The following is a 26,241-nucleotide window of genomic DNA, read 5'->3' on the forward strand; positions in this document are numbered from 1 at the left end:
GATCGGTCAGTTTTGCCGGGCTTTTTATGGCTTAAACTGCCTTTCAATTAAACCTGCGGGCCTTTCGCCAGTCACAGACTGCATAGGGGCCGCTTCGGTCTGCCGTTTCAGCTGTGCGTCGGGATGTCGGCGTGCGGTCGTGATCAGGAGCTTTGTGCATGACGCGCATTGGAAAAATCTTCAGCTGGACTTTCGCCATCCTCGCGCTGCTGCTGGCAGCCTTGATTCTGATCATCGTGTTTTTCGACTGGAACCGGATCAAACCCACGATCAACGCCAAAGTCTCGGAAGAACTGCACCGGGCGTTTGCCATCAATGGCAACCTCGCGGTGATCTGGCAGCGCGAACCTGAAGAAGGCGGCTGGCGCGCCTGGGTGCCGTGGCCGCACGTGGTCGCCGAGGATCTGAGCCTGGGCAACCCGGACTGGTCGAAGCAGCCGCAGATGGTCACCCTGAAACGCGTCGAGCTGCGCATTTCGCCGCTGGCCCTGCTGGCTCAACGCGTGGTGATTCCGCGCATCGACCTGACCGAGCCGAATGCCGAGCTGCAACGTCTGGCCGATGGCCGCGCCAACTGGACGTTCAAATTCGATCCCAAGGACCCGAACGCCGAGCCTTCGAGCTGGGTGGTCGATATCGGCGCGATCGGTTTCGACAAGGGCCACGTGACCCTCGACGACCAGACCCTGAAGACCAACCTCGATGTGCTGATCGACCCGCTCGGCAAGCCGATTCCCTTCAGCGAGATTGTTGGCGACAAAGCGGCGAAAACCGCTCAGGACAAGGGCGGCGCACCGCAGGACTATGCCTTTGCACTCAAGGTCAAAGGCCAATACCACGCGCAGAACCTCACCGGGCAGGGCAAGATCGGCGGGTTGCTGGCCTTGCAGGACGCGAGCAAGCCGTTCCCGTTGCAGGCCCAGGCGAAGATCGGCGACACCCGTATTGAACTGGCTGGCACCCTGACCGACCCGCTGAATCTCGGCGCCCTCGACCTCCGTCTGAAACTCGCTGGCGACAGCCTTGGCAATCTCTATCCGCTGACCGGCGTGACGCTGCCGGACACCCCACCGTATTCCACCGACGGCCACTTGATCGCCAAGCTGCATGACGAAGCCGGGGCGAGATTCACTTACGAGAAATTCAACGGCAAGATCGGCGACAGCGACATCCACGGCGACCTGACCTACGTTGCCAGCCAGCCACGGCCAAAACTCAGCGGCGCACTGGTTTCCAATCAACTGCTGTTCGCCGACCTTGCGCCGTTGATCGGTGCCGACTCCAACACCGAGCAAAAGGCCCGTGGCGGCGCGAGCAAGCAGCCAGCAGACAAAGTCCTGCCGGTCGAAGAATTCAAAACCGATCGCTGGCGCGCCATGGACGCCGATGTCGAGTTCACCGGCAAGCGCATCGTCCATAGCGAGAAGCTGCCGTTCAATGACCTCTATACCCATCTGAAACTCAACGACGGCGAACTCAGCCTGGAACCGCTGCGTTTTGGCGTTGCCGGCGGCACCCTGGATGCGCTGATCCGCCTCAATGGCCGCACCGAGCCGCTGGAAGGCCGCGCGCGGTTGACCGCACGCAAATTCAAACTGAAAGAGCTGTTCCCGACTTTCGAGCCGATGAAAACCAGTTTCGGTGAGCTCAATGGCGACGCCGACATCAGTGGCCGGGGCAACTCCGTGGCCAAGCTGCTCGGCGGCGCCAACGGCAATCTGAAGATGCTGATCAACGACGGTGCGATCAGCCGCGAGCTGATGGAACTGGCCGGGCTCAACGTCGGCAACTACGTGGTCGGCAAGATCTTTGGCGACAAGGAAGTGAAGATCAATTGCGCGGCGGCGGACTTCGACATCAAGACCGGCCTGGCCACGACACGGTTGTTTGTCTTCGATACCGAGAACGCAATCATCTACATCGATGGCACGGCGAACATGGCCACCGAGCAACTCGATCTGACCGTGACCCCAGAGTCGAAAGGCTGGCGACTGATCTCCCTGCGCTCGCCGCTATATGTGCGCGGCAAGTTCATCAAACCGGATGCCGGCGTCAAAGCCGTACCGTTGATGCTGCGCGGGGCGGGAATGGTTGCGCTGGGCGTGATAGCCGCACCGGCGGCGGGATTGCTGGCGCTGGTGGCGCCCAGCGGTGGCGAGCCGAATCAGTGCGCGCCGTTGTTGGAGCAGATGAAGCAGGGCAAGGCACCGGTGACCGTTAAACCCAGCAAGTAATGCGGCGTCTCTGAGGGCGCCTTCGCGAGCAGGCTCGCTCCCACATTCGAACGCATTCCTTCAATCGAAATACGTTCCAGTGTGGGAGCGAGCCTGCTCGCGAAAGCGGTGTGACGGGATTACAGGTCGTTAAGGATATCCGCCATGTCGTCGGCGTGCTCTTCTTCCTGGGCAAGGATGTCTTCGAAGATGCGCCGGGTGGTCGGATCCTTGTCGCCGATGTACTGGATGATTTCGCGGTAGCTGTCGATGGCAATGCGCTCGGCGACCAGATCTTCGTAAACCATTTCCTTGAGCGAATTGCCCGCCACATATTGCGCGTGCGACATCTTGCTAAGCAGGTCAGGGTTGAACTCAGGCTCGCCGCCCAGTTGCACGATGCGTTCGGCGAGGCGATCGGCGTGCTCGGCTTCCTGGTTGGCGTGCTCGAGGAATTCGTCGGCGGCGACATTGGCTTTCAGGCCGTTCGCCATGAAGTAGTGGCGCTTGTAGCGCAAGGTGCACACCAGCTCGGTGGCCAGCGACTCATTGAGCAAACGCAGTATTTCTTCACGGTTGGCGTTGTAGCCCTCGGTGACCGCGCCGTTTTCCACGTGTTGCCGCGCGCGTTCGCGCAGGGTTTGAACATCAGACAAATGCAGGTCACTCATTTCATTCTCCTGGAGGCTAATCCGATAGGCGCCACGTTCTGAGGACGCGGTCGCTACCCAGGTTGTGAGTCTTGAGCGAAGCGAAAAGTTTTATGCGATTTAGGCTGGGCTCGGCGCAGCAACTGCTGAAGGCTGCGATCTCGGCGTCAGTCCGGACAACCGCGCTTCGTCCTGCAACCAGCGAAAAAACGCCCGCACCGGCGGATGCCGTTCCCGCCCGGGCACGCACAACGCGCTGTAACCGGCGCCATCGACCTGCACCTCGCCCCGGTAGGGCACCAGCAAGCCGCTGGCGACGCTTTCCGACACCAGAATGTTGCTCGCCAGCACCAGGCCCTGGCCGGCGATCGCTGCTTGCAGCGCGTAATGTTCCTCGTCGTATTCGCGATTGACCGAATTGTGCTCCAGCCATTGCTCTCCGGCCCTGGCGCACCACGCTTGCCAGCCATGGGCGTACAGCTTCGAGTTGTGCCAATGCACGCTGATCAACGTTGGCGTGCGCCGCGCGGCCAGCGCCACTTGCTCGGGCGAGCCGTAAACGCCGAAGGATTCGTCGAACAGGCACAGCCCATACAGGTTCGGGTAGTCGTCGAGGCTGTAGCGCAAGACCAGATCGACACTGGCGTCCTGGTGCAGATCGATGACTTCGCAGTGAGTGTCGAGGCGCACATTGATAGTGGGATGTTGCGCATAAAAGCGTCCGAGTCGCGGCACCAGCCACAGCGCGGCAAAGGCTGCCGTGGTCGACAGCGTCAGAGTGCTGGCGTTGCGTTGCGGGCGCAGGGTATCGACGCTTTGCGCCACCTCCAGCAGCGCGCCGTGCACGCTGCGAAACAGACGCTCGCCAGCCTCGGTCAGGCGCACCTGGCGCGGCAGCCGTTCAAACAGGACCACACCGAGACAGTCTTCCAGCGAACGGATCTGATGAGAGATCGCCGTCGGCGTCACTGCCAGTTCTTCGGCCGCAGCCTTGAAGCTCAGCAGGCGAGAAGCGGATTCGAAAGCGCGCAGGGCAGTCAGCGGCAGCGAAGCAAACATTGAACACTCCAAGGATGAAATGGATTCATCCAGACTGATTTTTGCTCATTTGAAGGAAAGCAGTGGCGAGCTGCAAGCTTCGAGCCTCAAGTGGTTTGAGTTTAGCCGGAGGTTTTATAGATGAGCAGGATTCTTGTGGTGCACGGCAGTCCGCGTGGGGATCGGTCGACTTCGCGGCGTTTGGCGGAGGGGTTTTTGGGTGCCTGGCAGGGGCGTCATCCTGAAGGGCAGGTGACCCGTCGTGAGGTTGGGCGGGTGCCGGTTCCTGCGGTCAACGAGGCGTTTGTCGCGGCGGCGTTTTATCCCCAGCCTGAGGCGCGGCCGTTGGTGATGCAGGCTGATCTGGCGCTCAGCGATCAATTGGTTGGTGAGTTGTTCGCGCATGATCTGCTGCTGATTTCCACGCCGATGTACAACTTCAGCGTGCCCAGCGGCCTCAAGGCCTGGGTCGATCAGATCGTGCGGCTGGGGCTGACCTTCGAGCACACGCTGGACAATGGCGTCGCCCAATACACGCCGTTGTTGCAGGGCAAGAAAGCCTTGATCGTCACCAGTCGCGGCGGTTTCGGCTTCGGCCCCGGCGGTGAGCTGGCGGCGCTCAATCATGCCGATCCATGGCTGCGCACCGCGCTGGGCTTTATCGGTATCAATGACGTCAGCGTGGTCGCGGCCGAGGGCGAGGAGTCCGCTGAACGCAGCTTTGCGGTGTCGGTGGCCGAAGCCGAGCAGCGGCTGCTCGAGCTGGCCCGGGAGTTCTAAATGGCCTGGCTCTTTCTGCTGATCGCCGCCGGCTTCGAGGTGACCTTCGCCATGGGTATGAAGTACGCCGACGGCTTCACTCGTTTGTGGCCGTCGCTGATCACCGTGGTCGCGGCGGTCGGCGGCATCGGCTTTCTGACCCTGGCCATGCGTGACTTGCCGGTGAGCATCGCCTATCCGATCTGGACGGCGATCGGTTCACTCGGCACGGTGTTTCTCGGTTTCGCGCTGCTTGGCGAGAGTCTGACGCTGGTGAAACTGCTTTCGGTGGGGCTGATTGTGGCGGGGGTGGCGGGGCTGAAGTAGGCTCATCGTTCAGTTGTCATCGTCAAGGAGGATGCTTGGCGGGCGTCTTGCACGTCTGGCATCCACTCACCGCGCACAAGGATGTAACCCATGTCGACACGTTATCCACTGGTGCTGGTGCCGGGCATGCTCGGCTTTATCCGGCTGGTGCTTTACCCGTATTGGTTCGGCATCATCAAGGCCTTGCGCCGTGGTGGTGCGACGGTGGTTGCTGTGCAGGTTTCGCCACTCAATTCCACGGAAGTGCGCGGCGAGCAATTGTTGATGCGGATCGAGGAGATCCTGCGCGAAACGGGGGCGCAGAAGGTCAATCTGTTCGGCCACAGTCAGGGCGCGTTGACCGCACGGTATGCAGCGGCGAAACGCCCGGATCTGGTTGCTTCGGTGACGTCGGTGGCCGGGCCGAATCACGGTTCGGAGTTGGCAGACTATCTGGAAGATCACTATCCGGCGAACAGCGCCAAAGGGCGTCTGCTCGAAGTCTTGTTGCGCTTGATCGGCTGGGTCATGGCATTGCTCGACACTGGTTATCACGGGCCGAAACTACCGATGGATATCCACGCTTCCCACCAATCGCTGACCACGGCGGGCGTTGCAATATTCAATCAGCGTTATCCACAAGGACTGCCGCAAACGTGGGGCGGGCAGGGGCCGGAAGAGGTCAATGGCGTGCGCTATTACTCCTGGTCAGGGACGCTGCAACCGGGCAAGACCGATCGTGGTGGCAATCTCTTTGACGGCACCAATCGCAGTTGCCGCTTGTTCGCCAGGACCTTTGTTCGCGAGCCGGGGCAGTGCGACGGCATGGTCGGGCGTTACAGCTCGCATCTGGGCACGGTGATCGGTGATGACTATCCGCTGGATCATTTCGACATTGTCAATCAGTCGCTGGGGCTGGTGGGCAAGGGCGCAGATCCGGTAAGGCTGTTTGTCGAGCATGCGGCGCGGCTGGAGGCGGCTGGGTTATAGCCAAACAGACCGCGTCATCGTTCTTCGCGAGCAGGCTCGCTCCCACAGGTGTCTGCATTTCAACGTGGGAGCGAGCCTGCTCGCGAAGGGGCCTTATCAGGCAGCGCCGATCCGCCGGCCCAACACCGTGGTCCAGCGCTCCGACAAAACCACCCCACCCAAGGTCAGCAACCCGCCCACCAGGTGATACATCGCCAACTGCTCCTTCAACACCAGCGCCGCAATCAGCGCGGTAATCAGCGGCAGCAGATTGAAGAACAACGTCGTCCTGCTCGGCCCCAGCCGCTGCACCGCTTGCATCCACGCCAGCGGCGCGACCATCGAAGCCAGCAGGCACGCATACAGCACCAGCGGCACGTTCTGCAGGTTCAGCCCGGTCTTCGGCGACATCGCGAACAGCGGAAACAACACCACAATCGCCACCAGCACCTGCAAGTACAGCAACACCAGTGGCGGCAGGCGCAGTTGCCACTTTTTCAGCAGGGTGCTGTAAACGGCGTACGCCAGCGTGGCGATCAGCATCATCGCATCGCCCAGATTGACCCCGTGTTGCAACAGCGCACCGAGGCTGCCGGATGACACCACCACCAGCACGCCAGCGAACGACAGCAGCGCACCGACCAACGCACCAGCGGTCAGGCGCTGGCCAAGGCTGATGATCGCCATGGCCAGCGACATCAACGGCATCAGCGACAGGATGATGCCCATATTGGTTGCGGTGGTCAGTGTTGCGGCGAAATAGGCGAGGCTCTGATACACCGCCATGCCGAGTACGCCGAGGACGAAAATCCGCCCCAGGTTCGGCCGAATCTGCGGCCAGTGCGCGATGACTTTGCTGAGCATGAATGGCGTGAACAGCACGCCGGCCAGCAGCCAGCGATAGAATCCGATCTCGGCGGGGAAGATCGCGCCGACCGCCAGTTTGTTGATCACGGTGTTGCCGGCCCAGATGAAAATCGCCAGCAGGGGAAACGCGTATTGCATGGGACAAAACCAGAACGTTGATGAAGCGCGATTATCGCCTGTCTGGATGCAGGCCTATACTGCAAACCGGACAACCTGCCTCTGCATCCGGACAGCATGAACAGCAAACACATCGACCTGCTCGATTTCAGCGAACTGCCGTCAGCGGTGTATTTCCGCTACGCCGATTTCAATGCCCACGAATATGCCGCGCCACACCGGCATCCTTGGGGCACGCTGGAATACGCGGCCCATGGCGTGCTGCACATGGATGTCGACGGCAGTCGCTTCATGTCGCCGCCGCAGTACGCGGTGTGGGTGCCGCCCGAGGTCGAGCACAGTTTCTACAGCCATCAGCCGGTCAACTATCGCGCGGTGTGTCTTGATCCCAGTGTTTGCACACGGTTGCCGGCGCGGGCCTGCACCTTGGCGATCAGTGACATTCTCAAGGCGATTCTCAAGGACTTCGCCGCCCGCGATGTGAAGATTCCCGAGCATGAAGCCGATCAGCGTCTGGCCCAGGTACTGGTCGATCAACTGCAACAGGCACCGGTGCAGGAATGTTTCCTGCCGTATGCGAGCAGCCCGGGCTTGCTGACGATTCTCGAGGCCTTGCAGGCCGAACCTGGCAACAATCAGCCTCTGGCGCACTGGGCGGCGCAAGTGCATGCCAGTGAACGGACTCTGGCGCGGCAGTTCGTTCGTGAACTGGGCATGAGCTTTGGCGAATGGCGCCAGCGCTTGCGTTATCTGGCGGCGATCGAGGCGCTGGAAACCTCGCGTTCGGTGCAGGAAATCGCTTTCGACCTCGGCTACAGCAGCGGCTCGGCCTTCATCGCCATGTTCGCCCGCCAGGCCGGTTGCACGCCGGAGCAATATCGACGCAGCCACCTCGAGGGCAGGAAGGTGTAACAAGCTTTGGCTACACTGCGACAGAGGCCGCACCCATCGGTGCGGCAACAAGGAGAAAACTCCATGAAGATGTTGCGTGTGCCGTTGTTGATGATCGGGCTGCTTGTGTGTTCCCAGGGTTTCGCCGCCACGGCGCAACAGAACAAGATGACCACCTGCAATGCCGATGCGACCGCCAAGAGCTTGAAGGGCGACGAGCGCAAGGCGTTCATGAGCACCTGCCTGAAAGCGGCACCAGCGGCCAACGATGGCAAGGAGCTGACCCCGCAGCAGCAGAAAATGACCACCTGCAATGCCGATGCGAAAACCAAGGCGCTGACCGGCGATGCGCGCAAGGCGTTCATGAGTGAGTGTCTGAAGAAGAAATAAGATCAAAAGATCGCAGCCTTCGGCAGCTCCTACATGAGACCGCGGTCCTGTAGGAGGCCGCGATCTTTTCGGCGTGCCGGCCTCTTCGCGAGCAGGCTCGCTCCCACATTTGAAATGCATTCCCCTGTGGGAGCGAGCCTGCTCGCGAAAGCGTCGCTGAATGCACCGCCAATCCCACGCCCCGCATATCCCTAGTGCTAACCCCGGATCGCTGGCAGACTGCCCATCCTTTCACGCCGTTCGTTTTGAGGCTGTATGCCAACGTTTTCTCAGCGTCATGTTGTGTTCTGGGTCAGTTGCATAATCATTTTCGGCGGTTTGCTGCTGGTGCTGCCGCTGCGCCTGTTGCCGAGCCTGCTGGCCGGGTTGCTGGTGTTCGAGCTGGTCAACATGCTCACCCCGCAATTGCAACGGCTGATCGAAGGGCGGCGTGCGCGCTGGCTGGCCGTGGCGCTGCTCGGCACGCTGGTGGTGAGTGTGCTGGCGTTGATTTTCGCCGGGGCAATCAGTTTCCTCCTGCATGAAGCGGAAAACCCCGGCGCCTCGCTGGATAAGTTCATGGGCGTGGTCGATCGCGCGCGCGGACAGTTGCCGCCGTTCATCGACGCTTATCTGCCGGCCAGCGCGGCGGAATTCCGCGTGGCGATCGGCGAGTGGGCGAGCAAGCATCTGGCCGACCTGCAACTGGTCGGCAAGGACGCCGCGCACATGTTCGTCACCCTGCTGATCGGCATGGTGCTCGGCGCGATCATCGCCCTGCAGCGCATCCCCGACGTGACCAAGCGCAAGCCGCTGGCCGCCGCGTTGTTCGACCGTTTGCATCTGCTGGTGCAGGCGTTCCGCAATATCGTCTTCGCGCAGATCAAGATTTCCCTGCTTAACACCGTGTTCACCGGGATCTTCCTCGCGGTGATCCTGCCGATGTTCGGCATCAAGCTGCCGCTGACCAAAACCCTGATCGTGCTGACCTTCCTGCTCGGCCTGCTGCCGGTGATCGGCAACCTGATGTCGAACACGCTGATCACCATCGTCGGCCTGTCGCTGTCGATCTGGGTGGCAATCGCCGCGCTGGGCTACCTGATCGTTATCCACAAGCTCGAATACTTTCTCAACGCGCGCATCGTCGGCGGGCAGATCAGTGCCAAGTCATGGGAGTTGCTTCTGGCGATGCTGGTGTTCGAAGCCGCGTTCGGTTTGCCGGGGGTGGTGGCGGGGCCGATTTATTACGCGTATCTGAAGAGTGAGTTGAAGCTCGGAGGAATGGTCTAGAAAAGCAGCTTCGAGTTGCAAGCTTCAAGCTGCAAGTTAAAGCAGAAGCGAGAGCCGCAGTGGCTTTTGCTCTTACTTGCAGCTTGCAGCTTAAAACTTGCAGCTGCCCCTAAACGCCATAGCGTTTGCGGGCTTCAATCGCCAAACCGCTACCAATGCTGCCAAAGATGTTCCCTTCCACATGCCGCGCTTTCGGCAGCATCGCCGAGACGCTGTTGCGCAGGGCCGGGATGCCGCTCGAACCACCAGTGAAGAACACCGTGTCGACCTGATCGACCGCCACGCCGGCATCATTGAGCAATTGCGTAACGCTGCCGCGCACCCGCTCGAGCAGGGCTTCGATCGCCGATTCGAACAACGCGCGACTCAGCTCGACGCTCAGCCCGGCTTCGATGCGGTCAAGCGGCACATGGCGGCTGTCGGCGTGGGTCAGCTGGATCTTGGTTTCCTCCACTTCCATCGCCAGCCAGTGCCCGGCGCGCTGTTCGATCAGCTTGAACAGACGATCGATGCCGCCGGTGTCTTCGATGTCGTAGCGCATGCTGCCCAGCGCCAGCGTGGACTTCTGCGAGTACACCGAGTTGATCGTGTGCCAGGTCGCCAGGTTCATGTGGTGGCTGGTCGGCATGTAGGCGCCGCTCTTCATCCGGCTGCCATAGCCGAACAGCGGCATCAGGCCTTGCAGGCTCAGCTGTTTGTCGAAGTCGGTCCCGCCGATGTGCACGCCGCCAGTGGCGAGGATGTCGTCATGACGGTTGTCGACACCGCGACGCTCGGGCGAAAGACGTACCAGCGAGAAGTCAGAGGTACCACCGCCGATGTCGACGATCAGCACCAGCTCTTCTTTCTCGATGGTCGACTCGTAGTCGAATGCCGCGGCGATCGGCTCGTACTGGAACGACACCTCTTTGAAGCCGATCTTGCGAGCCACTTCGACCAAAGTGTCTTCGGCTTCCTGGTCGGCGAGCGGATCGTCGTCGACGAAGAACACCGGGCGGCCCAGCACCACTTGCTCGAATTCCCGACCGGCGGCGGTTTCGGCGCGACTCTTGAGCTGGCCGATGAACAGCCCGAGCAGATCCTTGAACGGCATCGCCGTGCCGAGGACGCTGGTGTCGTGCTTGATCAGCTTGGAGCCGAGCAGGCTCTTGAGCGAGCGCATCAGTCGGCCTTCGTAGCCTTCCAGATACTCGTGCAGGGCCAGGCGACCGTAGACCGGGCGACGTTCCTCGATGTTGAAGAAAACCACCGACGGCAGGGTGATCTTGTCGTCTTCCAGCGCGATCATGGTTTCCATGCCGGGGCGCAGCCAGCCGACGGTGGAGTTGGACGTGCCGAAGTCGATGCCGCAGGCACGGGCTGGAGAGGCGTCTTTCATGTCTTTCGGATTCCGGTGAAAAAACGGCCGCGCAGTGTATGCCAGTGCGCGGCAGATTCGAAGGCCGGTCATCCGCTATTTCGCCGGCAGACAGCTTGAAAAGCGCCGCTTCGCCCCAAACTTGCTGGCATGGGCCGGCAGACACACCGGCGGTCGCAAGAACCGTCGTCCACTGCCGATAAACTTCTGCGGCGCCACCCGGTCACAAACTTGAGATCGGTCAACCCGGCACGTGCCAATCGGCGCATGCTGGGCTCGGCGCGAAATCGATAACGGATGGTGATCCTTCCATGGACTTCAAAGACTATTACAAGATACTCGGCGTGGAGCCGACAGCTGACGACAAGGCCATCAAGGCGGCCTATCGCAAGCTGGCGCGCAAATACCACCCCGATGTCAGCAAGGAAAAAGACGCCGAGGCCAAGTTCAAGGACGCCTCGGAAGCCTATGAAGCGCTGAAGAGCGCCGACAAGCGCGCCGAATACGACGAGCTGCGCCGTTATGGCCAGCACGGTCAGCCGTTTCAGGGCCCGCCGGGCTGGCAGAGCCGTGGCGGCTTCGGCGGTGGCGGTGGCGACACAGGCGACTTCTCGGACTTCTTCAGTTCGATCTTCGGCAATCGCGGCCCCGGTTTCGGTGGCGCCGAGAGCCGCCAATCACGCGGACGCCGAGGGCAAGACGTGGAAATGGAACTGCCGGTCTTCCTCGAGGAAACCCTGTCGAACGAATCGAAGAAAGTCACCTTTCAAGTGCCGCAATACAACGCGCATGGCCAGCACGTCAGCAACACCAGCAAGAGCCTGAACGTGAAGATTCCGGCCGGCGTGACCGACGGCGAGCGTATTCGCCTGAAGGGCCAGGGCGCACCGGGCATCGGTGGCGGGGCGAATGGCGATTTGTACCTGACCATCCGGTTTGCGCCGCACCCGAAATTCGATGTTGAAGGCGAAAACCTGATCATCACTTTGCCCCTGGCTCCTTGGGAATTGGCATTGGGCACTGAAGTGGCCGTGCCGACCCTGACCGGCAAGATCAACCTCAAGGTGCCGGCCGGCAGCCAGAACGGCCAGCGCATGCGCGCCAAGGGCCATGGCCTGCTGAACAAGGCCGGCGAGCGCGGTTACCTGTTCGTGCAGCTCAAGGCCGTGATGCCGAAAGCCTCCGACGAGGAGGTCAAGGCGCTGTGGCAGGAACTGGCGAAGAAAGCCGCGTTCAATCCGCGAGAGAACTTCTGAACCCGACGACGGAGTAGCCCATCATGAGCAGCCCCCTGATCGTTCAACTGGACCTGGCAGAATTCTGTGAGGCGGCCGATTTGTCGGACGTCTACGTGATCGAAATCGTCGAGCACGGCATCCTCGAACCTCAGGGCGCGCAGCCCCGGGAATGGCGCTTCACCGACTACGAATTGGCCTTGGCCAAGCGCGCGGCGAAGCTGCGCCGTGATCTGGAACTGGAGTGGGAAGGCGTGGCACTGGCACTGGATCTGCTGGACGAGGTGAAGCAGTTGCGCGCCGAGAACCGCATGTTGCGCCAGCGTTTGGGGCGCCTCGTAGTCGAGTAGCCAGTTGAGGTTTCTTCCAGGGGCCGGGCTGACAGTCCGCGAGCAGGTCATTTCCTGCCGGGTTATGTTTGCGAGTGTTTCACCTGGTGTTAACCGCCAGTTCGGTCTGATAGTTTCCTGCACAAGGATCGGCAATGGACGCCGATCACAGCAGCTCCACCCATGCAGGCGAGGGGGCGGCTAACACTTACAGGGAATCGTAATCATGCCAGTGAAAAGCAAATCCTCGACCACGGTGCGCGGGACAGCGGACGTTGAATCGCTCCAGCGTTCGGTTTCCGATGTGCCTCCTGTCCGGTCTGAAACGCAGGTGCATTCAACCTCTGACATTGTTTCCCAAGGCGTCGGCGTTGCCAGCGCAAGTGGCAAAAGCGCGGTTGAGGCCCGCGTGACAACGACCTCATCGAGAGTGCAAGTGCACGGTGCGACAAGCGCCTCCAGCGTTCGAACAGACACCACGGCGTTGTCGCTTGATGATTACCTGATTCCTGCTCAGGTTGCTCTTTCGAGCGCCGATGCCCAGGGATTCAGGGTATTCAAGGGGCGTCGCTACGTTGATATCCATGCTGGCGGCAGCGTGCAGGTAGGTGTCGACCCGGTCACCGGTCAGCACCGGGCAAGGTTGTCGAGTGAAATCAACCCTTCGGGCCCGGTCCTGGTCCGTGGCCCGGAAAGCGATGTCTGGTATCCACTGGATACGTCCGAGTCGATCGTTTTCCGCTCAGCCGGGAGCAAGGCACAGGAAATCGAGTTCAACGGCAAGCGATACTTTACGGCGCCACGACCTGATGCGGGCGACGGGCAGCATCATGTGCTGCGAGTGCTCGACCCGAACAATCCATCCGCATTGGTCAGTAGCGGGATCATCGCCGCGCCGGACGCCCTCGGCGTATGGAAGCGTCGGGGCCGCAAGGGCGGTATGCAAGGCGAAGAGTCTGACGAAGAGTACGTGCTGGCAGCGGAATTTGCGCCACGCAAATCGTCTGCCGACGAGGTCTTCGAAATGGCTTCCGAATCCATGCCCTTCAAACCGTATACCGCTGAAGAGTCGAGCATCATGCGCCAGCCTGTGCCGTACTCTGCAGCGAACAACCAATTGGGCTCTTACAATCGCGCCAACAACGGCAGGTATCCGATCCGCGGAGCGGATGGCCAGCCCATGTACATCAAAGCGATCGAGGGCAGCTCGACTCTGGTCAATGGCAACGTCTATGCCGTGACGCCGGTCATGCCTTACCTCAAAGCCGGTGGATTCGAAAACGTTGCCAGGCTTTACGAGGAAAAACTGCAACTGCGCACTTTTACCGAAGCCGACATCGTAGTGCCCGGCGAGAAAGCTCTGGTGGGGCAGTCCATGGTGGTGGCGAACCGTCGCATCGTCAAAGGCGAAGTCATTGGTGTGTATGGGGGCGATCTGGTGCCTCACGTTTTTCTCTCCCGTGAAGAACAGGTTTTCGCCATGACAGCAGCCACTGGTATCGCGATAGAGAGCGGCAGGGCCCGTGAGGTAAAAATCGCCATTGTCGGCGATAACATTGTTTCCCGGATCAACACCAACTTCGTCTTCAACAAGGAAGGCCGGCCGATCCGCCAGGCACCCGCTGGGTACAACGTTGAAACCGTGCCATTTGCAGTGGAGGTCGAGGATCGTTCTGGCGGTCAGGCAGTGCGCAGAGGGCTGGACCTGAGCACTGTTTTCGCCACGGCCGATATACCCGCCGGCCAGGAGCTGAGGCTCAATTACAATTACTCTCCGAGAGACATGCAATTGTTCTTCGGCTGACCCTGCAGCATCGATGCCGCTGCCCGGCCGTATTGTCGGTCGTCTGCGGCATCGCCCCCTCAGACAGGGTTAGTGTTTGCAGGTATTTCCGCAGGTGTTAACCAATAGCGCGGTCTGATAGTTTTTCTGACATCTGTCGGCAATGGACGTCGACGCTCGCAGCACCAGCCAGTACCGGCCGGTCGCTGCGCATTTTTTCGCAAGGAAGCGGTTCATGCCAATCAAGTCAAAGTCTTCAAAATCCTCTGCTGTCGATGTCAGCGCCCACCAGCGCACATCTTCCGATTCCAATGCCTCCGGCTCCGACACGGTGCGTGTCTCAACCGATCCGTCAATGCGCCAGACCTCGACGCATACGGCCGAGTCCGGTCAAGGTGCGGCTCACGTCGAGACGATGACGGCGACGGCCATGCGCAGTACGCACGTACTGCCGATAAGTGGTTCGTCAGGCGCAGGCAGTGATGCCGCTTCGCTGGCGCACTACCTGATTCCTTCGCCAACGGCTTTGCCAGATGCAGATGCTCAGGGATTTCGCGTATTCAAAGGTCGGCAGTACGTCGATCTGCAGGACGGTGGTGTCGTGCTGATCGGTGTCGATGCCGAGACGGGCCTGTACCGGGCGAAACTGCCCAGCGAGGCGCACGCCTCGGGTCCTGTGCTGGCGCATGATGCGCAGACCAATCGCTGGTATCCGCTGCAGGATTACAGCACGGACACGGACGGTGGCTCGGCGATCATGCCGGGGCGCAGCCGCGAATCCTCCCCGCACAGTGATGATGAATTCGAATCAGCGCTCGAGGATGTCTTCAGCGAGTCCGCAGAGGCGGGCGAGCGCTTCTACCTCGCCTCCGAATCGATGCCGGTCAAACCGTACACGACAGAGGAACTGGAGTGGATGCGGGCGGAAACGCCCTACTCGTTTCTGAGCAATCGCCGCGGTCACTACAATCGCGCCAACAACGGTAAATACCCGCTCAGGGATACCGCCGGCATGCCGATTCGCATCAAACGGATGCAAAACAAAGTGCGCCTCAAAAGCGGCGAGTGGTACAGCTCAGAGCCGATCAAACCATATATCAAGTTTGGCGAATATGAGAAAGTCGCGCAGTTATACGAAGAAAAACTGCAGTGGCGATTGTTTACCGAGGCCGATGTAAAAGTACCCGGTGAGCGGTCATTGATCGACCAGTCAATGGTCGTGGCCAACAGGCGTCTGGCCAAGGGCGAGGCGATTGGTGTTTATGGGGGTGTCATAACCCCGAAACGTTTCGTTCGACGCCACGAACAGACATTTGCGACCCTGGCCGGCATGCGTTTCCAATACGGCCCGGGGCATCTCATCCCCGACCCGCTGGTTGTACTGGGTGACAACATCCTTTCCAGGATCAATTCCAACTTCGAATACGACGCCACAGGCAGACCGGTGCGTCAGGCTGCGAGTGGTTATAACGTGGAATTCGTGTCGTTCAGCATCGAGGCGCAGCAACTAATGGGTAAGGATCTGGTGACGAAGGAGTTCATACTCAACGGGATAATCGCCAGCGAAGACATACCGGCAGGCACCGAGTTGCGTCTGGATTACGGCTACAGTGAACAACAGATGTCCTTGATATTCTCCTGACCAGCCAGTGTCGTATTCTGAATACGGACGCGCACGTCCGTATTCAGTCCCGCGCGGTTATCAGAACAGAAAATAACGCTGCGCCATTGGCAGCGTTTCCGCCGGCTCGCACCACAGCAACACACCGTCAGCCTTGACCTGATAGGTCTGCGGATCGACATCAATGTTCGGCAGATAGTCATTGTGGATCAGGTCGGTTTTCTGCACGTCGCGGCAGCCCTTCACCACAGCGATCTGCTTTTTCAACCCCAGGGCTTCGGGCAATCCGGCCTCCTGCGCCGCCTGGCTGATAAAGGTCAGGCTGGTGGCGTGCAGCGAGCCGCCGTAGCTGGCGAACATCGGGCGGTAATGCACCGGTTGCGGTGTCGGAATCGAGGCGTTGGCATCGCCCATCAAGCTCGCGGCAATGGCGCCGCCCTTGAGGATCAGCGTCGGTTTCACGCCGAAAAACGCCGGGCGCCACAGCACCAGATCGGCCCACTTGCCGACTTCGATCGAGCCGACTTCATGGCTGATGCCGTGGGTGATCGCCGGGTTGATGGTGTACTTGGCGATGTAGCGTTTGGCGCGGAAGTTGTCGTTGCCCTCGCCATCCTGCGGCAGCGGGCCGCGCTGTTTTTTCATCTTGTCGGCGGTCTGCCACGTGCGCGTGATGACTTCACCGACGCGGCCCATGGCCTGACTGTCGGAGCTGATCATCGAGAACGCGCCGAGGTCGTGGAGGATGTCTTCGGCGGCAATGGTTTCGCGGCGGATGCGGCTTTCGGCGAAGGCGACGTCTTCGGCAATGCTCGGGTCGAGGTGGTGGCAGACCATCAGCATGTCGAGGTGTTCGTCGATGGTGTTGCGGGTGAATGGCCGGGTCGGGTTGGTCGAGCTCGGCAGCACGTTGGGGAAACCGCAGGCCTTGATGATGTCCGGCGCGTGGCCGCCACCGGCACCTTCGGTGTGATAGGTGTGGATGGTGCGGCCCTTGAATGCGCCAAGGGTGGTTTCGACGAAGCCGGATTCGTTGAGGGTGTCGGTGTGGATCGCCACCTGCACGTCGTACTGGTCGGCGACGTTGAGGCAGTTGTCGATGCTCGACGGGGTGGTGCCCCAGTCTTCGTGCAGCTTGAGGCCGATGGCGCCGGCCTTGACCTGTTCGATCAACGGCTCCGGCAGGCTGGCGTTGCCCTTGCCGGTCAGGCCGATGTTCATCGGGAAGGCATCGGCGGCCTGGAGCATGCGCGCCAGATGCCACGGGCCGGAGGTGCAGGTGGTGGCGTTGGTGCCGGTGGCCGGGCCGGTGCCGCCGCCGATCATGGTGGTGACGCCGCTCATCAGCGCTTCTTCGATCTGCTGCGGGCAGATGAAGTGGATATGCGTGTCGATGCCGCCAGCGGTGAGGATCATGCCTTCGCCGGCAATCACTTCGGTGCCGGCGCCGATGGCGATGGTCACGTTGGGCTGCACGTCGGGGTTGCCGGCCTTGCCGATCGCGGCGATGCGCCCGTCCTTGAGGCCGACGTCGGCCTTGACGATGCCCCAGTGGTCGATGATCAGTGCGTTGGTGATCAGCGTGTCGACCACTTCGGCGGCGAGCAATTGGCTCTGGCCCTGGCCGTCGCGGATGACTTTGCCGCCACCGAACTTCACTTCTTCGCCGTAGGTGGTGAAGTCTTTCTCGACTTCGATCCACAGCTCGGTATCGGCCAGGCGCACCTTGTCGCCGACGGTGGGGCCGAACATGTCGGCGTAGGCGCTTCTAGAAATCTTCATGTGCTTGCCTTGGGATTCAATTGTTTTCGAGATCGCTCGCATAGCTCGCTATCGCAGCCTCGCTGCGCTCGTCAGCTCCTACAGTCAGTGATTGGCTTGAGACCAGGGGACATTGGTAGGAGCTGCCGAAGGCTGCGATCTTTTCGGGATACGCCGATCTCAGTCGAGATCACCCATGATGCGGCCGGCAAAGCCGAACACCCGGCGATGCCCGGCGTAATCGACCAGCTCGACTTCACGGCTCTGGCCTGGCTCGAAGCGCACGGCGGTGCCAGCGGGAATGTTCAGGCGCATGCCGCGACTGGCGGCGCGATCGAAGTTCAGCGCGTCGTTGGTTTCGAAAAAGTGAAAGTGCGAACCGACCTGGATCGGCCGGTCACCACTGTTGGCGACTTTCAGGCTCACGGTGCGGCGGCCGACGTTGAGTTCGATGTCGCCGGGCTGGATCTGGTATTGGCCAGGAATCATCGCTGGGCTCCTTGCAGGACTTTGTAATAGAGAGCGGTCGGGCGATAGGTGCCGTTGGGATCGCAGGCGTAATCGGGGATTTCGCCGGCGCGCACGTAGCCCAGCGCCTTGTAGAAATCTTCTGCCGGCGAGCCGGCCTCGGTGTCGAGATAGAGCATGCCGCGCTTGTGCTTGGGCGCTTCGAGTTCCAGTGCCTGCATCAGTTGCTGGCCGAGACCACGGCGCCGCGCGTGTTCGCGCACCAGCAACTTCTGCACTTCGGCGCGGTTCAGGCCATTGGCCTTCTGGCACAGGCCCAGTTGCACGCTGGCCAGCACTTGCTCGTCCTTGACCACCACCCAGAGCAGCGTGCTGCCCTTGTTGATGTTGTCCTGCACCTCATCGAAATACGCGCGCGCCTGCGCGGCATCGAGGTCGGCCATGAAGCCGACGCTGGCGCCATAACCGACGGCGTCGAGCAGCAGATCGATCAGGCCCTGGCGATAGTGGGCAAAGCTTTCAGCGTTGACGCGGCGCAACTGGGCGGCGTTCATCGACATCACTCCTTGTGGGCATCCGGTGGCTGTGCGCCGGGATTGAGGGTCAACTGCATGAAGGTCAGATCGAGCCAGCGGCCGAACTTGGTGCCCACTTGCGGCATCTGCCCGGTGATGCTGAAACCGGCGCGCTCGTGCAAGCGGATCGAGGCAGCGTTGCCGCTTTCGATGGCGGCGACCATGACGTGTTTACCGCAGGTGCGGGCGCGTTCGATCAGCGCGGTCATCAGTTGCGGGCCGAGGCCGTTGCCGCGTTGATCGCTGCGCACGTACACCGAGTGTTCGACGGTGTGACGGAAGCCATCGAACGGGCGCCAGTCGCCGAACGAGGCGTAACCCAGCACTGCGTTTTCACGGTCGACGATCACCAGAATCGGGTACGCCTGCAACTGACGCGCGTCGAACCATGCCTGGCGATTGCCGAGGTCGACCGCTTGTTCGTTCCAGATCGCCGTGGTGTTGAGCACGGCGTCGTTGTAGATGTCGCGGATCGCCGGCAGGTCGGCCCGGCTCGCATCGCGAATGCTGTAAGTCATGGTGCGGCCTCAGACTATCGGCTGGTGAACGGTGACCAGTTTGGTGCCGTCGGGGAACGTCGCCTCGACCTGGATTTCCGGGATCATTTCCGGGATGCCTTCCATCACTTGTTCGCGGCTGAGCAGGGTGGTGCCGTAATGCATCAGCTCGGCCACGGTCTGGCCGTCGCGCGCGCCCTCGAGCAGCGCGGCGGAGATGTAGGCCATGGCTTCCGGGTAATTGAGTTTCACGCCACGGGCCAGCCGCCGCTCGGCGACGAGGCCGGCGGTGAAGATCAGCAGCTTGTCTTTTTCGCGTGGGGTCAGGTCCATGTTGGAATCCAATATCGGCAGTTAAGAATGATCAGGTCGATCGCGATCTGTAGGAGCTGACGAGTGAAACGAGGCTGCGATCTTTTGATCTTGTTTTCGAAGATCCAGATCAAAAGATCGCAGCCTCGTTTCACTCGTCAGCTCCTACAGGGGCATGCATTTCAGGTGTTCCAGATTCGCGGTGGCTGGGCCTCGCGGCCCAGCAGCGCTGGCCTTAGCAGTCGCCATAAATCAATCAGCCAGGCGCGGGCGAGTAACGCTTCACCGGCCAGACACCGCGCCACCAGCAACCCTGGCAACTGCGTCAAGTCTCCACGCACTTCGTGCCCCAGCGAGCGGCAGCGCTCCAGCAACCCGGCGTCTATCTCACCGGTGACCAGCATCGTTGCGAACACCGGATTGCCATCCAGGCCGATCGGCGAATCGAGTAAACCGTCCGCACCGACAATGCGCTGCCGTTCGTGCCAGAGCAACCGACCATCGCGGCGGATATCCAGGTGCGCCTGGAAATGCCCGAGGTCAAAACGTTCGCCGCTGGCCGGACGACCGAGCGCCACCACATCCCAGTAGAACAGCTGCGCATCGCCTTCGAGCTCGATCGTTGTGGCCAACTCGGCCTGCGCGGCGCTGTAGACGATGGTTTCCTGCGGCAGCCATTCCAGAGTCGCGCCGGCGGCGACTTTCAAGTCGAGTTGCTGATAAGCCGGTCCACCGGCGCGATACCATTTGGCGGCGCCGGGGCTGGTGATTTGCGCCCAGGCGTTGGGTTCGACGCGGGCCTTGATGTCCAGCCGATCACCACCGGCAATTCCGCCCGGCGGATGGACGATGATGTGCTGGCAGACTTGCGGACCTTCGGCGTACAGATGCTTTTGCACGCGCAGCGGGCCGAGGTGACGGCGCATGACCGGACGCGTGCAATCGCCGAAACGTGCGTAGGCCAGTTCCAGCTCGGCGTGCCAGCTCGGGGTAAACAGGGCAGGTGCAACAATCGAATTCATGGTTTTGTGATTATCGTTAGGAAGCTACAGATTAGACCGCCGCGTTAGATCGTGACCAGCCCGCGTACACCTTCGGCCTCCATATTTTCGCCGCGACCCTGCTGGACGATCTCGCCCCGCGACATCACCAGGTATTGATCGGCCAGTTCGGCGGCGAAATCGTAGAACTGCTCGACCAGCAGAATCGCCATGTCGCCGCGGGCCGCGAGCTGCTTGATCACCGCGCCGATTTCCTTGATCACCGACGGTTGAATGCCTTCGGTCGGCTCATCAAGAATCAGCAGGCGCGGGCGGCTGGCCAATGCCCGGCCGATCGCCAGTTGCTGTTGCTGACCACCGGACAGATCGCCGCCACGGCGCTGCTTCATTTGTAGCAGCACCGGGAATAGTTCGTAGATGAAAGCCGGGACTTCCTTCGCTTCACTGCCAGGAAAACGTGAAAGACCCATCAGCAGATTCTCTTCCACGGTCAGACGCCCGAAGATCTCCCGGCCCTGCGGCACATAAGCGATACCGGCATGCACGCGCTGATGCGGTTTGAACGTGGTGATCGGTTTGCCTTCCCAGTTCACCGCGCCTTCCTTGGCCGGCAGCAGGCCCATCAGGCATTTGAGCAGGGTGGTCTTGCCCACGCCGTTACGCCCGAGCAGGCAAGTGACTTCGCCGACCTTCACGTCAAAGCTCAGGCCGCGCAGGATGTGGCTACCGCCGTAGTACTGATGAAGTTGTTGGACTTGTAGCATCGGAACTCCGTTAGTTGGGCTTCAAGCCGCAAGCCGCAAGCTGCAAGCAAGAGCAGTGCTGTTTATGACTTTGCTTTTACTTGCTGCTTGAAGCTTGTCGCTTGCAGCTGGCCGATTCATCGGCCGAGGTAGACCTCGATCACCCGCTCGTTTTCCTGCACCTGTTCCAGCGAGCCCTCGGCCAGCACGCTGCCCTGATGCAGCACCGTGACGTGGTCGGCAATCGAGCCGACAAAGCCCATGTCGTGCTCGACCACCATCAGCGAATGCTTGCCCGCCAGCGACTTGAACAGCTCGGCGGTGAATTCGGTTTCGGCGTCGGTCATGCCCGCCACCGGCTCGTCGAGCAAGAGCAGTTGCGGGTCCTGCATCAACAACATGCCGATCTCAAGGAACTGCTTCTGGCCGTGGGACAGTAGGCCGGCCTGGCGATTGACCGAGGTGGTCAGGCGAATCGTCTCAAGCACTTCGCTGATGCGGTCCTTCTGTTCGCCGCTCAGGCGTGCACGCAAACTGGCCCACACCGACTTGTCGGTCTTCTGCGCCAGCTCCAGGTTTTCGAACACGCTCAAGGCTTCGAACACCGTCGGTTTCTGAAACTTGCGGCCGATGCCGGACTGGGCAATCTGCACTTCGCTCATCTGCGTCAGGTCCAGGGTTTCGCCGAACCAGGCCTTGCCGTGGCTGGGCCGGGTCTTGCCGGTGATCACGTCCATCAGCGTGGTCTTGCCCGCGCCGTTGGGGCCGATGATGCAGCGCAGTTCGCCGACGCCGATGTAGAGGTTGAGATTGTTCAGCGCACGGAAGCCGTCGAAACTGACGCTGATGTCTTCCAGGGTCAGGATGGTGCCGTGGCGCGTATCGAGGCCGGGGCCGACGCGCTGGCCGAGGCCGATCGAGTCGCGACTGGTGCCTTCGTCCTTGTTCGGTTCGACGGGGAAAAACGCCGGCTCCAGCATGAATTCCGCACTCGCTGTGACTCTCATTGTTCACCTCGTTTCTTCAGCAGACCGATCACGCCTTTGGGCAGGTACAACGTCACGACGATGAACAGCGCGCCGAGGAAGAACAGCCAGTATTCCGGGAAGGCCACGGTGAACCAGCTCTTCATGCCGTTGACCACGCCGGCGCCGAGCAGCGGCCCGATCAGCGTGCCGCGCCCGCCGAGGGCGACCCACACCGCCGCTTCGATCGAGTTGGTCGGCGACATTTCGCTGGGGTTGATGATGCCGACCTGCGGCACGTACAGCGCTCCGGCGAGACCGCACAGCACCGCACTCAGCACCCAGACGAACAGCTTGAAACCACGCGGGTCGTAGCCGCAGAACATCAAACGGTTTTCCGCATCGCGCAACGCCGTCAGCACCCGGCCGAACTTGCTCTGCGCCAGGCGCCAGCCGATGAACAGGCTCGCCACCAGCAACAACACCGTGGCCAGAAACAGCACCGCGCGGGTCCCCGGTTCGGTAATGCCGAAGCCGAGAATGGTGCGGAAATTGGTGAAGCCGTTGTTGCCACCGAAACCGGTCTCGTTGCGGAAAAACAGAAGCATGCCGGCGAAGGTCAGGGCCTGGGTCATGATCGAGAAATACACGCCCTTGATCCGCGAACGGAAGGCGAAAAAGCCGAACACCAGCGCCAGCAGACCCGGCGCCAGCACCACCAGACACATGGCCCAGATAAAGCTGCTGGTGCCGGTCCAGTACCACGGCAACTCGCTCCACGACAGGAAAGTCATGAACGCCGGCAAGCCATCGCCGGCCGCCTGCCGCATCAGGTACATGCCCATCGCGTAACCGCCGAGGGCGAAGAACAGACCGTGGCCCAGCGACAGCAGGCCGGCATAGCCCCAGACCAGATCCAGCGCCAGAGCAACGATGGCGTAGCAGAGGATTTTGCCGACCAGGGTCAGCGTGTAGGCCGAGACGTGCATTGCATTGTCCGGCGCGAGCAGTGACAGCAGCGGCAGAACGATCAGCAGCGCGAGGATCACCCCGCCGACCGCGAGCGTGACTTTCGGCCCGGCCTTTTGTGTGGCCGTGACTAACAGAGGCTGGTTCATCAGTCGATCACCCGTCCTTTCAGTGCGAAGAGGCCTTGCGGACGTTTCTGAATGAACAGAATGATCAGCGCGAGGATCAGGATCTTGCCGAGCACCGCACCGATCTGCGGTTCGAGAATCTTGTTGGCGATGCCCAGGCCAAACGCCGCGAGCACGCTGCCGGCCAGTTGGCCGACGCCGCCGAGCACCACCACCAGGAACGAGTCGATGATGTAGCTCTGGCCAAGGTCGGGACCGACGTTGCCGATCTGGCTCAGCGCCACACCGCCCAATCCGGCGATGCCCGAGCCGAGACCGAAGGCGAGCATGTCGACGCGCCCGGTGGGCACGCCGCAGCAGGCGGCCATGTTGCGGTTCTGGGTGACGGCACGCACGTTGAGGCCGAGGCGGGTCTTGTTCAGCAGCAGCCAGGTCAGCACCACCACGAACAATGCGAAAGCGATGATGACGATGCGGTTGTACGGCAGCACCAGATTGGGCAGCACTTGGATGCCGCCGGACAGCCATGCCGGGTTGGCCACTTCAACGTTCTGCGCACCGAATACCAGACGTACCAGTTGGATCAGCATCAGGCTGATGCCCCAGGTCGCGAGCAGCGTTTCCAGTGGTCGACCGTAAAGGTGGCGGATGACCGTGCGCTCCAGCGCCATGCCGATGGCGGCGGTAACGAAAAACGCCACCGGCAGCGCGATCAACGGATAAAACTCGATGGCCTGCGGTGCGTAGCGCTGGAACATCAACTGCACCACGTAGGTCGAGTAGGCGCCGAGCATCAGCATCTCGCCGTGGGCCATGTTGATCACCCCGAGCAGGCCGAAGGTGATCGCCAGACCGAGGGCGGCGAGCAGCAGAATCGAGCCCAGCGACATGCCGCTGAACGCCTGGCCGAGGACTTCGCCGATCAGCAATTTGCGCTTGACCTGAGCGAGGCTGGTTTCGGCGGCGGTGCGCACGCCGGCATCGCTTTCCACTCCGGGTTCGAGCAAACCTTCGAGGCGTGTACGGGCCAGTGGGTCGCCGGTTTCACCGAGCAACCGCACCGCTGCAAGGCGCACCGCCGGGTCGCTGTCGACCAATTGCAGATTGGCCAGCGCCAGGCTCAGGGCGGCATGCACGCTTTGGTCTTTTTCCCCAGCGAGCTGCTGGTCGAGAAATTTCAGCTGCGCGGGTTTCGCGCTTTTCTGCAATTGCTGTGCGGCGCTTAGACGGATTTTGCTGTCAGCGGCGAGCAATTGATGGCTGGCCATCGCGGTGTCGATCAGACCCCGCAGGCGATTGTTCAGGCGCAGGGTTTTCGCTTGGCCGTCGATCGTCAGTTCGCCTTGTTGCAGGGCGTTGAGCAATTCGATACGGGCCGGATCGGGCTGCGCGGCCCAGGCTTCCAGCAGTTTGGCCTGTTGCATCGGATTGGCCGCGACGAAGTCTTCGGCATCGCCGGCGTGGGCCAGGAGTGGCAGCAACAGTGCGATGGCACAGATGAATCGGAAAAGGGCAGTGGGCATAGTCAGTCGCCTTGACGCGGACATTGTGGGAGCGAGCCTTTGTGGCGAGGGGATTTATCCCCGTTCGGCTGCGAAGCAGTCGTGATATCGGTCGACGCGATCAATCTGATACACCGCGACCGATGGCTTTGGGGCTGCTTCGCAACCCATCGGGGATAAATCCCCTCACCACAAAGGCTCGCTCCCACAGGGAATTGCATCAGCCTCACGCCAGGCGCGAGACTGACATCCGGTGACTCAGTTGCTCTTCACCGCATAATCCGGCTTCTTGTCGTTGCCCTGAATGTACGGGCTCCATGGTTGCGCGCGGATCGGGCCTTCGGTCTGCCACACGACGTTGAACTGCCCGTCGCTCTGGATTTCGCCGATCATCACGGGCTTGTGCAGGTGGTGATTGGTCTTGTCCATGGTCAACGTGTAACCGGACGGCGCAGCAAAGGTCTGCCCGGCCAGTGCTTCGCGAACCTTGTCGACGTCAGTGGATTTGGCTTTCTCGACCGCCTGCGCCCACATGTGGATGCCGACGTAGGTGGCCTCCATCGGGTCGTTGGTCACGGCTTTATCGGCGCCCGGCAGGTTGTGTTTCTTCGCGTAGGCTTTCCAGTCCGCGACGAATTTCTTGTTCGCAGGATTTTCCACCGACTCGAAGTAGTTCCACGCCGCGAGGTTGCCCACCAGCGGTTTGGTGTCGATGCCGCGCAGTTCTTCTTCGCCGACCGAGAAAGCCACCACGGGCACGTCGGTGGCTTTCAGGCCCTGGTTGGCCAGCTCTTTATAGAACGGCACGTTGGAGTCGCCGTTGACGGTCGAGATCACGGCAGTCTTGCCACCGGCGGAGAATTTTTTGATGTTGGCAACGATGGTCTGGTAATCGCTGTGACCGAACGGCGTGTAGACCTCTTCGATGTCCTTGTCGGCCACGCCTTTGGAGTGCAGGAACGCGCGCAGGATCTTGTTGGTGGTGCGCGGGTAGACGTAGTCGGTGCCGAGCAAAAAGTAGCGCTTGGCGCTGCCGCCTTCTTCGCTCATCAGGTATTCAACGGCGGGGATCGCTTGCTGGTTCGGCGCGGCGCCGGTGTAGAACACGTTCGGCGACATTTCTTCGCCTTCGTACTGCACCGGGTAGAACAGCAGGCCATTGAGCTCTTCGAACACCGGCAGTACCGATTTGCGCGATACCGAGGTCCAGCAGCCGAACACCACCGCGACCTTGTCCTGGGTCAGCAACTGTCGGCCCTTTTCGGCGAACAGCGGCCAGTTGGAAGCAGGGTCGACCACCACCGGCTCGAGCATCTTGCCGTTCACGCCGCCCTTGGCGTTGATCTCGTCGATGGTCATAAGCGCCATGTCCTTGAGCGACGTTTCGGAGATCGCCATGGTCCCGGACAACGAATGCAGAATCCCGACCTTGATGGTCTCGGCGGCCTGGACAGTCCAGGTCATGCCCATCGCGGCAATGGATGCCGTGAGTGTGAAAGCCTTGATCAAACTGCGACGCTTCATTG

Annotated in this window: 26 protein-coding genes; 11 read left to right on the forward strand and 15 right to left on the reverse strand. The window is 61.1% G+C overall.

Annotation, left to right across the window (positions count from 1 at the left end; genetic code table 11):
* Positions 1 to 158: 158 nt before the first annotated feature.
* Positions 159 to 2,234, forward strand: a complete 2,076-nt coding sequence (locus tag PspCFBP13508_RS23805; RefSeq protein ID WP_137215857.1) for an AsmA family protein — start codon at positions 159 to 161, stop codon at positions 2,232 to 2,234.
* A 119-nt stretch (positions 2,235 to 2,353) separates the two neighbouring features.
* Here PspCFBP13508_RS23805 and PspCFBP13508_RS23810 read toward each other — a convergent pair whose 3' ends face one another.
* Positions 2,354 to 2,884 carry a ferritin-like domain-containing protein gene (locus PspCFBP13508_RS23810; RefSeq protein WP_137215858.1) on the reverse strand — a complete coding sequence of 177 codons (531 nt, stop codon included), beginning with the start codon at positions 2,882 to 2,884 and terminating at the stop codon, positions 2,354 to 2,356.
* Between the two features lie 99 nt (positions 2,885 to 2,983).
* Positions 2,984 to 3,934, reverse strand: a complete 951-nt coding sequence (locus PspCFBP13508_RS23815) for a LysR substrate-binding domain-containing protein (protein WP_161984089.1) — start codon at positions 3,932 to 3,934, stop codon at positions 2,984 to 2,986.
* A 108-nt stretch (positions 3,935 to 4,042) separates the two neighbouring features.
* On the opposite strand from PspCFBP13508_RS23815, the gene PspCFBP13508_RS23820 reads away from it, so the two are divergent.
* From PspCFBP13508_RS23820 to PspCFBP13508_RS23830, 3 genes are all read left to right on the forward strand, one after another.
* Positions 4,043 to 4,681 (forward strand): NAD(P)H-dependent oxidoreductase, encoded by a 639-nt coding sequence (locus PspCFBP13508_RS23820; protein ID WP_137215860.1) that lies wholly within the window; start codon positions 4,043 to 4,045, stop codon positions 4,679 to 4,681.
* Entirely contained in the window at positions 4,682 to 4,987 is a 306-nt protein-coding gene (locus PspCFBP13508_RS23825; protein WP_130910645.1) for a multidrug efflux SMR transporter, read from the forward strand. It abuts the gene before it with no gap.
* Positions 4,988 to 5,077: 90 nt separating this feature from the next.
* Positions 5,078 to 5,956, forward strand: coding sequence for a triacylglycerol lipase (locus PspCFBP13508_RS23830; protein WP_137215861.1), 879 nt, complete (start codon positions 5,078 to 5,080; stop codon positions 5,954 to 5,956).
* A 96-nt stretch (positions 5,957 to 6,052) separates the two neighbouring features.
* Here the strand turns inward: PspCFBP13508_RS23830 and PspCFBP13508_RS23835 are convergent, their stop codons facing one another.
* Positions 6,053 to 6,940 (reverse strand): DMT family transporter, encoded by an 888-nt coding sequence (locus tag PspCFBP13508_RS23835; protein WP_137215862.1) that lies wholly within the window; start codon positions 6,938 to 6,940, stop codon positions 6,053 to 6,055.
* A 96-nt stretch (positions 6,941 to 7,036) separates the two neighbouring features.
* Here PspCFBP13508_RS23835 and PspCFBP13508_RS23840 point away from each other — a divergent pair, with 96 nt between their 5' ends.
* The 3 genes from PspCFBP13508_RS23840 (at position 7,037) to PspCFBP13508_RS23850 (ending at position 9,469) form a co-directional block, all read left to right on the forward strand.
* Positions 7,037 to 7,831: a helix-turn-helix transcriptional regulator gene (locus PspCFBP13508_RS23840; protein WP_137215863.1), complete on the forward strand. Its 795-nt coding sequence runs from the start codon at positions 7,037 to 7,039 to the stop codon at positions 7,829 to 7,831.
* Positions 7,832 to 7,894: 63 nt separating this feature from the next.
* On the forward strand, positions 7,895 to 8,200 hold the full coding sequence (locus tag PspCFBP13508_RS23845; protein WP_016771900.1) for a PsiF family protein: 306 nt from the start codon (positions 7,895 to 7,897) through the stop codon (positions 8,198 to 8,200).
* 255 nt (positions 8,201 to 8,455) lie between these two features.
* A complete protein-coding gene (locus tag PspCFBP13508_RS23850; protein WP_101158351.1) occupies positions 8,456 to 9,469 on the forward strand; it encodes a hypothetical protein in 1,014 nt (337 codons plus the stop codon).
* A 109-nt stretch (positions 9,470 to 9,578) separates the two neighbouring features.
* Here PspCFBP13508_RS23850 and PspCFBP13508_RS23855 read toward each other — a convergent pair whose 3' ends face one another.
* Positions 9,579 to 10,847, reverse strand: coding sequence for an Hsp70 family protein (locus tag PspCFBP13508_RS23855; RefSeq protein ID WP_130912266.1), 1,269 nt, complete (start codon positions 10,845 to 10,847; stop codon positions 9,579 to 9,581).
* Positions 10,848 to 11,137: 290 nt separating this feature from the next.
* Here PspCFBP13508_RS23855 and PspCFBP13508_RS23860 point away from each other — a divergent pair, with 290 nt between their 5' ends.
* From PspCFBP13508_RS23860 to PspCFBP13508_RS23875, 4 genes are all read left to right on the forward strand, one after another.
* Positions 11,138 to 12,082 carry a DnaJ C-terminal domain-containing protein gene (locus PspCFBP13508_RS23860; RefSeq protein WP_110603615.1) on the forward strand — a complete coding sequence of 315 codons (945 nt, stop codon included), beginning with the start codon at positions 11,138 to 11,140 and terminating at the stop codon, positions 12,080 to 12,082.
* Positions 12,083 to 12,105: 23 nt separating this feature from the next.
* The gene (locus PspCFBP13508_RS23865; RefSeq protein WP_016771896.1) at positions 12,106 to 12,411 is read left to right on the forward strand and encodes a chaperone modulator CbpM; all 306 of its coding nucleotides are present in this window, start codon (positions 12,106 to 12,108) and stop codon (positions 12,409 to 12,411) included.
* Positions 12,412 to 12,616: 205 nt separating this feature from the next.
* Entirely contained in the window at positions 12,617 to 14,194 is a 1,578-nt protein-coding gene (locus PspCFBP13508_RS23870; protein ID WP_137215864.1) for a hypothetical protein, read from the forward strand.
* 214 nt (positions 14,195 to 14,408) lie between these two features.
* Positions 14,409 to 15,815, forward strand: coding sequence for a hypothetical protein (locus PspCFBP13508_RS23875; RefSeq protein ID WP_241669547.1), 1,407 nt, complete (start codon positions 14,409 to 14,411; stop codon positions 15,813 to 15,815).
* A gap of 60 nt (positions 15,816 to 15,875) precedes the next feature.
* Here the strand turns inward: PspCFBP13508_RS23875 and ureC are convergent, their stop codons facing one another.
* The 11 genes from ureC to urtA form a co-directional block, all read right to left on the reverse strand.
* Positions 15,876 to 17,576, reverse strand: a complete 1,701-nt coding sequence (gene ureC / locus PspCFBP13508_RS23880) for an urease subunit alpha (protein WP_137215865.1) — start codon at positions 17,574 to 17,576, stop codon at positions 15,876 to 15,878.
* A gap of 159 nt (positions 17,577 to 17,735) precedes the next feature.
* On the reverse strand, positions 17,736 to 18,044 hold the full coding sequence (locus PspCFBP13508_RS23885) for an urease subunit beta (protein ID WP_137215866.1): 309 nt from the start codon (positions 18,042 to 18,044) through the stop codon (positions 17,736 to 17,738).
* A complete protein-coding gene (locus PspCFBP13508_RS23890; protein ID WP_073471741.1) occupies positions 18,041 to 18,577 on the reverse strand; it encodes a GNAT family N-acetyltransferase in 537 nt (178 codons plus the stop codon). The genes PspCFBP13508_RS23885 and PspCFBP13508_RS23890 overlap by 4 nt, the downstream gene beginning before the upstream one ends.
* Positions 18,578 to 18,582: 5 nt before the next feature.
* Positions 18,583 to 19,116, reverse strand: coding sequence for a GNAT family N-acetyltransferase (locus tag PspCFBP13508_RS23895; protein ID WP_130912245.1), 534 nt, complete (start codon positions 19,114 to 19,116; stop codon positions 18,583 to 18,585).
* Between the two features lie 9 nt (positions 19,117 to 19,125).
* Entirely contained in the window at positions 19,126 to 19,428 is a 303-nt protein-coding gene (gene ureA / locus PspCFBP13508_RS23900) for an urease subunit gamma (protein ID WP_003221215.1), read from the reverse strand.
* Between the two features lie 161 nt (positions 19,429 to 19,589).
* On the reverse strand, positions 19,590 to 20,429 hold the full coding sequence (locus PspCFBP13508_RS23905; protein WP_137215867.1) for an urease accessory protein UreD: 840 nt from the start codon (positions 20,427 to 20,429) through the stop codon (positions 19,590 to 19,592).
* Positions 20,430 to 20,473: 44 nt separating this feature from the next.
* Entirely contained in the window at positions 20,474 to 21,172 is a 699-nt protein-coding gene (urtE, locus tag PspCFBP13508_RS23910) for an urea ABC transporter ATP-binding subunit UrtE (protein WP_137215868.1), read from the reverse strand.
* A gap of 116 nt (positions 21,173 to 21,288) precedes the next feature.
* Positions 21,289 to 22,131 (reverse strand): urea ABC transporter ATP-binding protein UrtD, encoded by an 843-nt coding sequence (urtD, locus tag PspCFBP13508_RS23915; RefSeq protein ID WP_172834043.1) that lies wholly within the window; start codon positions 22,129 to 22,131, stop codon positions 21,289 to 21,291.
* 23 nt (positions 22,132 to 22,154) lie between these two features.
* Positions 22,155 to 23,234: an urea ABC transporter permease subunit UrtC gene (gene urtC, locus PspCFBP13508_RS23920; protein ID WP_137215869.1), complete on the reverse strand. Its 1,080-nt coding sequence runs from the start codon at positions 23,232 to 23,234 to the stop codon at positions 22,155 to 22,157.
* Positions 23,234 to 24,736, reverse strand: a complete 1,503-nt coding sequence (gene urtB / locus PspCFBP13508_RS23925; RefSeq protein WP_130912242.1) for an urea ABC transporter permease subunit UrtB — start codon at positions 24,734 to 24,736, stop codon at positions 23,234 to 23,236. The genes urtC and urtB overlap by 1 nt, the downstream gene beginning before the upstream one ends.
* A 237-nt stretch (positions 24,737 to 24,973) precedes the next feature.
* Positions 24,974 to 26,239, reverse strand: a complete 1,266-nt coding sequence (urtA, locus tag PspCFBP13508_RS23930; RefSeq protein ID WP_016771886.1) for an urea ABC transporter substrate-binding protein — start codon at positions 26,237 to 26,239, stop codon at positions 24,974 to 24,976.
* Positions 26,240 to 26,241 lie beyond the last annotated feature (2 nt).

It is taken from the genome of Pseudomonas sp. CFBP13508 (genome assembly GCF_005233515.1).
In the GTDB taxonomy this organism is placed as follows: Bacteria; Pseudomonadota; Gammaproteobacteria; order Pseudomonadales; family Pseudomonadaceae; genus Aquipseudomonas; species Aquipseudomonas mercuritolerans.